The sequence below is a fragment of the Limnohabitans sp. genome, assembly GCF_034680285.1.
Classification (GTDB): domain Bacteria; phylum Pseudomonadota; class Gammaproteobacteria; order Burkholderiales; family Burkholderiaceae_C; genus Limnohabitans_A.
On record NZ_JAXITC010000005.1, the window covers coordinates 99379 to 112858 of the forward strand.

The window sequence follows — 13480 nt, forward strand, 5'->3', positions numbered from 1 at the left end:
GAACTCCAGAAAATCAACCATTCAAGACAGATCGTATCAAGGTCGCTTGACGATGCGGAAGGACAAACGTTGCTGACCCGCTTGCATGGCAAATTGCAGGGGGAATTGCCGTTCGGCCGCAGGCAAGAGGCGCACAGCACGTCGGTTGGGTGTCAGTTCCACAACACCCACTGCCCCGACCAAGCTCAACTCAGCGCCTGCCGCATCGATCCAACCCTGCACCTTCGCAGGCAACTCGACTTCTGCCGCCTCCAACCCGTCACGCAGCTCGATGTGCACCACACCCGCTTCGTTATTTTGAGGCAGCTTGAGCACCGTCACGAGGTAAGCGCTTTGGCTTGGCTTCATTGCTGGCGTCAACACCACCGGGCGCTTGAGGACGCTCGGATCGTCACGCATGCCTTCGGTACTTGAGACCTTGCCAGTACCCACCACCGTCACGGGGCCCGCAATGCCGTTGCCCGGATCGGTCAAGGTCACTTTGCCTGTGCCTGCGTTCAGGTCTGCAGCGCCACCTACCAGCAACGTGCCCGTTTGGGCAATGTCGCCGTTGTTGGTGGTGATCTGCACATCACCCTTCACGGTGGTCGTGCCCAGCGTAGTGGTGCCGCCGCTTTGCGTGGTCAAGCTCCCTGCCGTTCCGCTCACGGTCAAGGTGCCTGCCGTGCTCAAGGTAGCGTCTTCGGTGGTGGTCACCACCGTGGTCTGCGGCGCGTGGGTTTTGACCGTCACGTTGGTGCCCTGTGCGGTCACCACACCCGTGAGGTTGTTGTTGGGGTTGCTCAGCACCACATCACCTTGGGTAGAGCTCACCGTGGTGGTGCCTGCCACGCTCAGCGGCGCGGTTTGCGTCACATCGCCCGTGCTGGTGACGCTCAGGTCACCGCCCACGGTGCTCGCGCCCAGGGTGGTGGTGCCACCGCTCGTGAGGGTGGCATCCCCCGTGGCCGTCACGCTGGCGGTCAGTGGTCCTGTGGTGGTCAGCGTCACATCTGCGCCCGAAACCGTCACTGGCCCACTCAGCGTGTTGCCTGCATTGCCCAGGTCCACATTCGCGGGTGCGCCGTTCTGGCTGGCCGTGAGGGTGGCCGGGCCAGTCACGGTCAGCACCGTGCCTGCGGTTTGCGTGATGCTCCCGCCCGTGCTGTTCACGTTCAGCGTGCCGCCGGTGTTCAGGTTGCCCAACAACACCGGTGCAGTGGTGGCGGTAATCGACACATCACCCGTCACGTTGATCGTGCCATTGCCCGTCTGACTGTAAGACGTGGTGGTCGACAGACTGCCTGCAGACAAGCTGCCTCCGCTTTGGCTCAGGCTACCCAGCGTGAGTGCGCCCGTGGTGGCCAATTCACCACCCGTTTGCGTCAGGGTGTTCAGCGTCACACCGCCTGCACCCACATTCAGGGTGCCTGCCGACTGGCTCAAGCTGCCAGCCACGCCCAAGCTGTCAATGCTCACGGGCTCGGCTTGTGCTGGCAGCACGGGGGTGTTGTCAAAGCTCACCGTCACCCCAGCCGGGATGGTCACGTTGGCCACGTTGGCCAGGTCGGGCACTGCGCCGCCTGCCCAGTTGGCCGGGTCGAACCAGCTGCCTGTCGGGCCGCCCACCCACGTCACCTGTGCCAGGCGGGTGATGGTGGCTGTGCTGCTGGCCGTGGGGCTCACGGTGTAGTTGGTGGCGTCCGCACCGCTCAATGCAACTGCGGTCACATTCACCGGCTTGGCCGTGCCCACGTTTTTGTCAGCAAAGTTGCCCGTGGCGCTCACGCTCAGCACATCGCCCGCAAAGCGGTTGTCGGTGGGCGTGACCACTGCACGGGTGTTGCCGTCGTAGACCTTGTCGGTGGCGGTGAAGTTCACCGTCAAAGGTGCAGGGGTGATGGTGCCATTGGCACCAGTCACTGTGCTGCCCGCGTCCGTTCCAGTGAGGTAATAGTTGCGTGCATCCGTGCCCGTGAGCGCCAGGTTGGCCACGGTGTAGCCCATGCCCGTGCCAGCGTTTTTGTTGGCAAAGCTGCCGGTGCCAGTGGCACTGACAAGGTCACCCGTCTGGGCTCCGGCCACACCCAGGTTCAGACCAGCGATGACGGGGGTGCTGTCATACACCTTGGTCGGGGCCAACGCGGGGGTCAGGGGCGCGGTATGGACTTCAAGTGCCCCCACCAAGGCCAGATTGCTGCTGAAGTTGTTGCTGGTCACACTCACGCCCGTGGCGCCGAGCTGGTAAGTGCCCACGCTCAGCTGCCCTGCGCCGCTCAGCAACGCACCGTTGGAGGCAACCGCAAAGCGGGCGCTGCCGCCCACGCCGTCTGACACTGCAAAGCTGGTGGTGCCGTTACTCTCGCTGCGGGTCACACTGCCCGTCAGGTCCACGATGGTGTTGCTCTGGTTGAGGTACTTGGCCTCGGTCACCGAGTAACTGGCGGCGCTGCCATAGGTGGTGCTGGCATTGCTCAGCTTGATCAGCAGTTGGTCAGCCGGAATCACCCGGTAGTTGCCGCTTTGGTAGTTCAGGGTGTAGTTGGGGCTGGTCAGGCCCGACGCCGTGAGCGCGCCGGTGTAGCTGCCCACAGTGTTGCTCGAGGCGCTGGTGTTGCCGTCTGGCCCGCTGCCACTGCGGCCGATGGTCAGTGTCCCACCCACCACGCTGTCGGACTCACCACCCACAAAGCCGCTGTAACTCACACCCGCGTAGCCTGCAGCGTCTGCTTGCGTCACGAACTTGGCATCGTCGTTCACGCGCACCGCCAGGGTCGCTGGGTTAATGACCAAGCTGCCATCAACAAAGGTCAGTTGGTAGTTGCCATCCGTACCACTGGGGGTGATGGCGTAAGTGCCTGCGTTTTTCTCGGTACGGCTGGCGCTCACGCCGGTCAGCACCGAAGGAGACTCGCCACCCACCAAGCCGCTGACGGTGAAACCGCTTACAGTCTGATCTTTGCCGGTGTAAGTTGACGTGCCACTGTTGGCGGTCACGGTGGCATTGGCCTTGGCAATGGCCAGACTGCCGTTGGCCGTGGTCACGGTGTAGTTGGTCTCCGTGCCTGCGGTCACTGTGTTGGCGTAACTGCCTGCGTTTTTGCCAGTGGCGCCCGAGGCCGCCACTGTGCTGAGGCTGCTCACCGTGTCGCTGCCCTGCAAGCCCGACACCGTGAAGCCGCTCACCGATTGGTTGGCACCGTTGTACGTCACCGATGCGCTGTTGCCTGTGGCGGTCAGCGCCGCTTTGGCGATGGCCAGACTGCCGTTGACCGTGCTCACGGTGTAGTTGGTCTCGGTGCCTGCGGTCACGGTGTTGGTGTAGCTGCCTGCGTTTTTGCCGGTAGCGCCCGAGGCCACCACACTGCTGAGGCTGCCCACCGTGTCGCTGCCCTGCAAGCCCGACACCGTGAAGCCGCTCACCGATTGGTTGGCTCCGTTGTACGTCACTGACGCGCTGTTGCCGGTGGCCGTCAACGCGGCTTTGCTGATGCTGCCCACTGCGCCGCTGATGCTGGTGGGCAGGGTGTAGTTGGCCAAGTTGGTGCCGCCTGTGGCGGTGTAGTCCGCATCGACCAATGACACCGTCACCGTCTTGCCACTGCCAGCGTCGGCGCTGTCGTAGGTGCCTGTGGTTTTGGTGACCGTGGCGCCTTCGGCAAGGGTGGCCCAGCCAGTGAGCAAGTAATTGCCTGCGTTCAAGGTCGCCACGTTCGTGCCGTCATAAACCTTGCTCACTGTGCCTTGCAGCGCGCCGGTGATGGGCGTGACAGAAACGACGGCCGGGTCGACCGTATGGGTACTTGCAAAGTAACTGAAGTTGTAGTTGTTGGCATTGCCCACGCCCATCACCGCAGTGCTGGGCGTCACGCTGAAGTTACCAGCTTGCGCTATACCCGAATTGGTCACGCCAGTGCCGCTTGGGGTTTGTGTCACCGAAGCCACGCTGTCAGAGCCCACCAGACCGCCGGCGGTGAAGGCTGTGCCACTGGCCAAGGCTCCATAGGTGCTGGTGCCGTCGTAAGTAGTAGACCTGGCGGTATTCGTCAACGTCACAGTTTTGGCCGTGATGTTGGCGCTGAGTCCCACCGGTTGCGTCAACACATAATTGCCACCAGCCACCCCTGTCAGAGCAGCACTGACGCTGATGCCATTAGCCACATTGGCGTTTGCAAAAGTGCCCGTGCCAGATACGCTCACCAGACCGTTATCAGCAGCCAGCACACCTGTCAGCACCCCACCAGAGACTGTCGCCGTCGTTGTCCCGTCATAGGCTTTGTCAGACGCTGTGACGCCGCTGACCGTCAAACCCTGGGCCACAATCGTGACCGCTGCGTTGACGCGCGTGAGCGTTGTCGGCACGCTGTAGTTGGCGAGCAAACCACCCGAGCCATCGGTGGCATTGCCCAGTGTGATGCTGCTGATGTAATTAGAAGCATTGGCCGACACCTGAGAGCTGACCGCTTTCACACTGATGACCGACAAGGTCTGCGGAGCAACCAAATTGTTGATGGTGATGTTGGACGGATCCAATAAATTGGTGCCGTCATAAAGCTTGGGAACCAGTGTTGAAATCGTGAATGACAGTGGCCGCTTGGTGATGGTCAATGGCCCACTGGCATAAGTCACGTTGTACTGATTGGAATACAGACCGGTGGGCGTGATGTTGTAGTTGCCCACATTCAAATAGCCCGCAATGCTGCTTTCATAAGTTGCCGTGCCCGACAAACTGATGTTGGGCAAGGAATAACTGAGACTTACGGTGTCGCTGTAAGGGGCGCCGTCGTACACCTTGGAAACCGCTTTGGCGGTGACGGTGATCGGGATCAAAAAATCACGCAAAGCTGGGTACAAAGCGCCCGCCACCGGTGGATTCCAGATCGTGCTCAGGTTCCACGCAGGGTCAACACCCGCGTTGTCTGCTGTAGCAGAGTTGTAGTTGGCCAGCGTCTGCATGTTGACCGTGTCCATGCCGGCGTTGTTGTTGAGTGTGCCGATCACGCCACCACCACCACCACCACCACCCGGTACTAATCCGCCGCCTCCGCCGCCACCGCCTGGTGCCGCAATGGGGCTGGACTGCCCCGTGGTGCTGGTATCCCAAAAGCTATTGCTAAGTGTGCCACTGGCATTGGTCCCCACTAAGCCGCCAGAGACTGTAGAAGCTCCAGTCACAGGGCCAGCCGCATAGCTGTTGCTGATGGTGCCCATGTTGCCCCCCGCCAGCCCCCCAGCGAAACCACCGGAGCTGATCGAACCCAGACTGGCCGCATAGGCATTGCTCAGCGTACCACCCGTCTGATTGAAACCTATTACCCCACCAGCCAGCATATTGGCACCTAGCGTGCCCGTGACTGTCGCCATCGAAAACACGCGATCGACCGCACCTGTGTTTTCACCAACTATGCCGCCCACACCATAACCAGTGTTCGTGCTGTTGGTGCTGCTGACCGTGCCGGTCGAGCTGCTGAAAGACAAGGTGCCCGCGTTGGAACCCACCACCGCGCCCACACTCTCCACGCCCGTCACATTGGCATTGAGTAAACGAATGCCGGCGAGCGTGGCGCCTGAGCCCACAGTGCCAAACAAGCCGACAGGTCTCGCTTGGGTTGAATTGATCGTGAGGTCGGAAATCGTGCAGCCGCCAGAGGCTGCTGGGCAAATCGTCTGACTGCCCGAGAAAAGCGCTGAACCGGTGAAGCTCCCTGTGAAAGGGGAATTTGTGGTGCCTACGGGAATAAAACCCGCGCTATCCCACACGTCCGTACTTCCAAAACTGATCGAGTTTTGCAGGGCATATGAGACCGAGGGTTTAAGTCCCATCAACTGCAACTGATGACCGCTGCTGACTTTCAAGTTGTACTCAGAAGCCAGCATGGGGTAGCTGGCACCTGTGGCACCCAAGGCATTGTTGTAAGACCCATCGGCATCCACCAGAACCCAATAGTTACCCGCTGCGGCGCGACCATTGGCAGCAACACCCAAGATGCTGTCGGTAAAGTTAAACCCCGTTATGGCAGTCGAAGTGCGCAGATCGCTGGCGCTCAATCCCGAGGTGCCGGTACTCAAGTTACCCGCTGGGGTCAGCACATCGTTGCCTACGCCCACAAAGCCGCTGTTGGCGCTGTTGTTGAAATACACAGTGCTGAGAGTGGGTGCCAAGGCTGAACCCAGACTCGTGCCGCTGGTGTTACCAGAGCCAATGTAGCCAATCACCCCCCCCTTGATGACAGTGGACCGCCCAGCGAGTTCAATCACAGCGCCAGAAGCATAGCCATTGGCGATCGACGAATTGATTGCCGAACCCACCTGGCCAATCAGGCCCCCCAGATAAGAATAGGCGGTTGAAACAGCGGTGTTGGATCTGACGCTGCCCGTGGCGTAAACATTGCTGATGTTGGGATTGGCCAATTGGCCCACCACCGCAATCGGCGATGCGATGGTGCCAAAGTTGTTGCTCAAGGTATAGCCCAAGGTGGCAGTGCTGCTCACCATTTTTGTGGTCACACCCGTGATGGTGGTGTTAACGGGAATACCAGGGCCAGTCACCGTCATGCCAACCGACAGGCCACCGGCCACCGACGAGGCCACCAAAAATCCGTCCACGGGCACTTTGGAATAGGTGGACACGGCCACATTGGTGCCGGTGATGCCAATGTTTGACAAATTCACGCTGTTGTTCAGCGTGTAGGTACTGCCCGCGCCGCCGAAACCATTGGCCAGCAGACTCGACGGGGTCTGCACAGCAGTGATGTAGGTACCAGCAGGAATGCCAGCACCAGTGATGGCTGTGCCCGGCGCAAAATAGCCTGTCACTGCGCCTCCCAAGGTCAGCGTGGTGCCAGCAATACTGGCGCTGCTACTCTGAGTGATGTTGGTGACTGTCACAGACGCATTGCCGGCAACGGTCACGTTTTGGCTGAGCGTCAGACTTCCCGCAGCGCTCGCCATGGCCGTGATGAATGTACCGGCTGGTATACCAGTGCCCGTGATCGTGGCACCCACCCCCGTGACACCAATCGCCGTGTAGTAAGTTGTGGAAAAATTCTGGGTATTGGTGACGCCACCGGTTGTAATTTCTTGACTGGTGGCCACCACCGGAATGGCGGTGTAACCGATCAGCCCGCCAGCACTCGCCAAGCCATTGACGGTGACTGCACCACTGGCATAACTGTTGTTGACCGAGCCGCTGGACTGGTTAAAACCGATCAAGCCACCGGCATACGCCACCACACTGGTGCTGGTGGAGGTGCTGGTCACCGTGCCATTGGCAAAGCTGTTGTTCACACTGCCGCCGCCCATATTGCTGCCCAGCAGGCCACCTATGCCGCCCGTGGCGCCGTTGGTCCCGGTCACGGCACCGCCGGCATAGGAGTTGATGACGGTTCCGTAAGAGCTACCCACCAGGCCGCCGATGCCAACACCGCTGGTGCTACTGGTGACAGAACCGGTGGCCCAGCTGTTAGTCATGGTGGGAATGCTGTTCAAACTGCCAAATGAGCCCACCAGGCCACCCACACTGTTACCAGCCCCGATAACGGTCACCGTGCTGTAGCTGTTGACAATGTCGCCAGTGGTGGCGCCTACCAGACCGCCACTGTAGGTGCCCCCTCTTACAGCCCCGCTGCCAATCGCATAACTGTTGTAAACGGCCCCACCAAAGGAATAACCAACCAGACCACCGGAGAAGTTTGACCCCGAAACCTCTTGCCCAGACCAATAGCTGGACGCAATGCCAAGCCACAGATTTGAGGTTAGTCGCCCCAACAAACCACCCGCTTCGCCATTGGCACTGCTCGACACATTGCCCAAGGCATAACTGTTGTAGACAGAATGGGCAAAGCCGGCCAAACCACCAACAGTGGACTTGCCGCTGACGTTGCCCAGCGTGTGGCTGTTGAAAATCGAACCCGCCTGCCCCGCCAGCCCGCCGACTTGGTTCGCAACGGCAGCTGTGACGTTGCCTGTCACGACGCTGTTGTTGATGTAGTTCGGCGTAGAGGTCGTGACGGTGATCCCAGCGGCCGTGGTTTGAGCCTGGTTGAGCTGGTACGTGCCGGCGCCGCCAGTGCCGCTGACCAAAGCACTGATGTAAGTGCCAGGCAAGATGCCCGGTCCACTGACCACACTGCCCACAGCCAAATAGTCACCGACACTGCTGGTGGCACCATAGGCTCCGAGAGTTGTGACGCTGGAAACAGTCAATGTATTGCCAGAGACGGAGACTGTAGAGGTTGAATAATCAGGCACACTGCCATAGCCAACCAGACCACCGATGTATTCAGGGGATCTGCTTCCTGACATCGTTAAATAAGCGGTGATGTCGCCTTGCACGCTTGAATCACTGATGACGATGCTGCGGTTGCCGCTTATGGGCGCCACCGTGGTTCCCACCAAGCCGCCTACCCTCGAGGCAACGGTGCGCGCACCACTGCTGCCCAAAGTAATGGCGACGTTGCTATAGCTGCCATTGATGATGCCCGCGGCAGTGGTGCCACCGCCCAGGTAGCCGACCAGGCCGCCAATGATGCCTGCACTGGTTTCAGAAACAGCCAAGGGCGTGCTGGCCATGTTGATGGCGCCTGTGGCGTATGAATTTGAAATCAAGCCCGTGTGGGTGCCCGCCAGCCCACCAATGAACAGCCCCCCCCGCGACAGCACCGTGCCGCTGTAATGGCTGTCATTGATCTGCCCCACATAGTTGCCTTGGTTGACACCCAAAAGACCACCGACACCTTGCGCGATGTTGCTGGGCACAGTGCTTGAGGGGAGGCCATAAGCGCCAGTGCCGCCAAAACCGGTGACATTTCCGGTGGCGGCCAGTGTGGTGAACACATTGCTGCCCGCGGTGTTGCTGCCCAAATTACTTCGTCCAACCAGCCCCCCGACCGCGCTGTAGCCATTGACAGCCCCCGATGAAGCCAGATTGGTCAGTGTCAATCCACCGCCAAATGCCAGATTTGTACCGCCGGCGTAATCGATCCGGCCAATCATGCCGCCAGTGGCGTAGCCTATATTGGTGGTGGCTAAACCCATGCTTGCCGTGGTGGTGCTGGTTACGCTGATGGCGCCACTGTTAATGCTGTCTGTCAGTGAAACCCGCCAGTTGGCCGCCGAGTTGTTGACACCACCACCCAAGGTGCCGATCAGGCCACCGACATTGGATATGCAGTAGGCGGCCACAGAACATGAGGCCGTCGCCGTCGTCACCGTCACATTGCCTGTGTTGATGTTGTTGGACAGGGTCATGCCAGCCGTCGGCGCCAACTGGCCCACCAGGCCACCAATGCTGTGAATCGACAGCGCAGCACTTGCACCGGTCACGAGCGCCGTGTTGGTGTTGGTCACCACCACCGTGCCTGAACCGGTCACGTTGTTGATGGCACCGACCCCTTTGCCGAGCAAGCCACCCACGAACTGCGCTGCTACGGTCGCACTGTCGCGACCAGTGACAGCAGCATTGCCATTGACGGTGTTGATGGCAGCACTGGCATAGCCGGCCATGCCCCCCACATAAGTGGTGCCTGTCACGCTGCCGCCCAGAATGCGCACGTTGTAGAAATCTGCACCGAACCCAGCAAGTGATCCGACATACGAGCGGCCAGCGATCGCCGATGAACTGAGGGTGACGTTGCTGATCGAGCCCGTGGTCTTGCCAAACAGGCCTAAATAGTCGCTGGTGGCACCGTCCTGGGTCAGGCCGGTGATGGTGTGGCCCAGGCCGTTGAATTTACCTGTAAAGGATGTTGTGCCGTTGCCAATGGGCTTGAAGCCTGCACCACTGTTCCAGCTTGTTGTGGCGGAAGCGTCAATGTCCGAGCCAAGCACAAAAGCGGTGTTCACTGGGGCACTCGCCATGCCCTGCAAACTGGGGTTGGCTGGGGCCGTGGTGGCATCGGCAGCACCCCCCAAGCTGTTGATGATGGTGTAGCTGGTCGAGACGCTGCCCGTTGCGCTGCCCAGTTTGGTGGCAAAGCTGCCGGTAGTGGCAATGTTGATCGGTGCATTGGCCGTGAACAAGGCATTGTTGTTCACGGCCGGGGCGCTCTGTTGCCCGAACTGAACCGCCAAGCCCGCTGTGCTGGTCAGAGTCATGACCTGATTGACTGTGACGTTGTTTTCCGCGTTGAGTGTGAGGGTATTGGCATTCCAGCTGACAGTGTCATTGACAAAGATGCTGCCTGCCGTGGTGCTGGCCGTGCCCCCTGACGCTGATGTGATGGTGACATTGCCCAAACCCAGGTTGCCCGACAAGGTGGCACCGTCAATGTCACCGCCCACAGCGGCCACGGTGAAGTCATTGGGGTCCAGCAGCCACTGGCCTGCTGCGCCCTGCGTTGAGAGGGTGTTGACGCGCGTGGTGTCACCCACTTTGAGCGTGTGCCCCGAGGTTTCCACCTGCCCGCCGTTGCCCGTGCCTGCGCCTTTGGCCTCAATGCGCCCTTCCACCTGGGTGAGGCTGTTGGCATTTTTCACATCGCTCCACAACACCACCTTGCCACCGTTGCCCTGCCCTGTGGCATTGGCTTCGATGCTGGCGCCCGGCGCCATCGTCACCTTGGTCGCCTGGCGCGTGTCGCCGCTGCCTTGCCAGTCGCCACCCACCAGCACGGTGCCGCCGCCTTGCGGGCCATTGGCGTCGATCTTGCTGGTGCCAGTCAGTTCGATCTTGTCGGCCATCAGCACGATCTTGCCGCCCTTGGTGCTCAAACTTGTGGCGCTCAATTGCCCGCTGTTGTTGACGACCGAGCCTTGCAAGCTGGCCAGCGCGTGGGCCGACAAGATGATCTGCCCGCCTTCGGCCAGCACGGCGCTGCGGTTTTCCACCAAGGCCGCAATGGCTTGGGGTGTGGTGGTGATACCCGCGAGGCCGGTGCCTGTGTTGTTGAAGTTCAGCGTGATGACTTCGCCTGATGCGAGTGCTACCGTGCCCGCTTGTGCCACCACCACGCCTTGGTTGCGCACCTCTGGGGCCAGCAGCGCGATGTAGCCGCCAGCAGCGGACGTGAGTTGGCCTTGGTTGACCACGCTGCCCGTGCTGCCGTCTCGGTTGAAGCTGCCTTTGCCCGCCATGAATTCATCGGCGTTGGCCTTGCCCGTGGTGGCCACCAAGCCGCCCACGTTGACCTGCGCCGTGGGCGAGAAGTACACACCGTTGGGGTTGCTCAAAAACACTTGGCCGTTGGCGCTGATCTGGCCGTAGATCTGGCTGGCGTTGTTGCCCAGGATGTTGTTGAGCGTGACCGCGCTGCTGCTCGGCTGGTTGAACTGCACCTTGGCCTGGCTGCCGACGTTGAAGCTGGCCCAGTCGATGACGGCGCGGTTGCTGCTTTGGTTGACCGTGAGTTGCGCTTGGCCCGTGTTGGTCACGATGTTGGCGCTGCCGCGTGTGACCACGCCACCTTGGGGTAGTTGGGCGGCTGTGGGTGCAGAGGCAGGCGGGGCTTGCTGCGCATAAGCCAAGCTGGCGATGCCGCCGAGCGCAAAGCTGGCCAGGGTGGCGGTCACGGCTTGGGCCAGTGTTTTGCCGGTGCGTGTGCCTTTGCCCGCAGCGCGTGCGGTCTCGGGCACGGGTTGCAGTTGCTGGGTGCGGCCCGATCGTTTGAGGCGGTAGACGTGGTTCATGGTCTTGTTCAGAAGTTCAGCGCGGCAGACAGCCACAAACGGTTCAGGGTGCGGGTGCCATCGCTGTCGGCACCGGTGCTGGGGTTGGCTGCGGGGTTTTGCCCGCTGCGGCGGCTCCAGGTGGCGGCCAGTTCGTGGCCTTGCAGGCTGCGCCAACTCAGGCTCAGGCCCGTGCCTTGCAGGCTTTGGGTGTTGACCGTGCTGATGGCGCTGCCTGCGGCGTTGAGGTTGTTCTTGTAGATCTGGATGCGGCCCCAGTCGGCAAAGGCGTTGAGCGTGAAGGCCTCGTTCAAGCGATGCTTGAAGCCGGCGGTGAGCGTGGCGCCCGAGCTGCCGCCCGCTTCGTTGCTGGGGTAGGCACGCACGCCTGTAGCGCCGCCAAGATAGATTTTTTCTGACGAGTCGAGGTTGCGGTTGGCCCACTGGGCTGCAGCCTGCAGGTACCAGCTGGTCTGGCCCGTCAGGCTTTGCTCGCGGTTGTAGTTGGCGTTGAGTTTGCGGAAAGCCCCGGCCGTCTTGGCCGCGTTGGCGTCTGCAGTGGCGTTGGGCGAATCTGTCAAATCGACTTTGCCCCAGCTGCTTTGCAAGCTGGCGGTGTTTTGTGCCGGACGCCAAGCGCGATCGATCCAGTTGCCCACAAGGCCCATGCGCAGCACATCGAGCTGGTAGTGCGAGACGGTGGTGGGGTCAACGTCGCCCGTGTTGGCCAAGGCCAGGTTGTCAAAGCGTTTGCGGTCGGTGGCGAGCTGGGCGCTCAGGTTGCGCTCGGGCTGGCGAATGAGCGGGGCCGTGAGGTCTGCACCCCAGCTTTGGGCCGAGCCGCTCGCTTGCAGTGCGGCAAAACTGCCCACCAATTTGTAGCGCATGTCGGACGCGTGACCGCCCACGCGCACGCCTTGCAGGCCCATGGGCACCGTGTAGGCCAGGCGGCCATAGCGGCTGCCCTCAGTGGCCACGGCTTGAAGTTGCAGGGCGTCGCCAAAGCCAGCGGGGTTGTGGACCGAGACGCTGGCGCTGATGCGGTTGGAGCCAGTGGAAACCGAGCCGAAGTTGTCGGCCGTGATGTTGGCGTCAAGCGTTTTGCCCGCACCCAAGGTGACCAACACGTCGGTGCGGCCTGCCTCTGCGCCTTCGGCAAAAGTGGCTGTGGCCACCACGCCGGGTATGTCGTCGAGCAACAAAAGCAAACGGTCGACTTGGTGTAGGTTGACAGGCTGGCCCACGGCCAATTGCACATCGGCCATGGCCTGGATGCGCTCACGGGGCAAGCGGCCTTCTGGGTAGTCGATGCGCACCTGGCCCAGGCGCGCCTCGACCACACGCAGCTTGACCACGCCGCCTTCGATCTCTTGCTGGGGCACCCAAGCGTTGACCAACCAACCCGCTTCGCGGTAGGTCTGCACCAAAACCCAAGCGGCCTCTTGCAGTTGGGTGAGGCTCAGGTCTTGGCCGGTGAAGCCTTTGAGTGCACCTTGCAAGGTGATGGGGCTGAGCAGTGTGGCGCCTTCAACCTCAAAGGCGTTGACGCGCACCACGGGGCCGCTGTGGTTGGCTGCGGGCGGTGTGGGCACCACGGGGGTTTTGAGTGCTGGGGCAAACAGGGCACCACCGGGGCGGGCTTCGAGTTGCTGCAGCACCGAGCCGGCGTCGGGGGCGGCCAAGGCCAGTGCGGGGGCCGCAGCCAACAAGCCCGCGAACAGTTGATGTAGGAGCCCCGCCCTCGGGGCGATGGCAGGCAGACCACAAGTGGTCATCGCGACGGGGGCGTCGCTCCCACAGGGGAAAGCGGCTGTCGCGACGGGGGCGTCGCTCCCACGGAGAGAAGAAACCTGGCTGGCGTGCTTGGGAAATGTGTTCAACAGCATGTCGTTGCTCC

The 13480-nt window shown here is 61.4% G+C and carries 2 protein-coding genes; both read right to left on the bottom strand.

The features are described from left to right. Window positions 1–36 precede the first annotated feature (36 nt). Window positions 37–11604 carry a YDG domain-containing protein gene (locus SWE17_RS06100; protein ID WP_322992219.1) on the bottom strand — a complete coding sequence of 3856 codons (11568 nt, stop codon included), beginning with the start codon at window positions 11602–11604 and terminating at the stop codon, window positions 37–39. Between the two features lie 8 nt (window positions 11605–11612). Continuing rightward, the gene (locus tag SWE17_RS06105; protein WP_322992220.1) at window positions 11613–13469 is read right to left on the bottom strand and encodes a ShlB/FhaC/HecB family hemolysin secretion/activation protein; all 1857 of its coding nucleotides are present in this window, start codon (window positions 13467–13469) and stop codon (window positions 11613–11615) included. Between the last annotated feature and the right edge of the window lie 11 nt (window positions 13470–13480).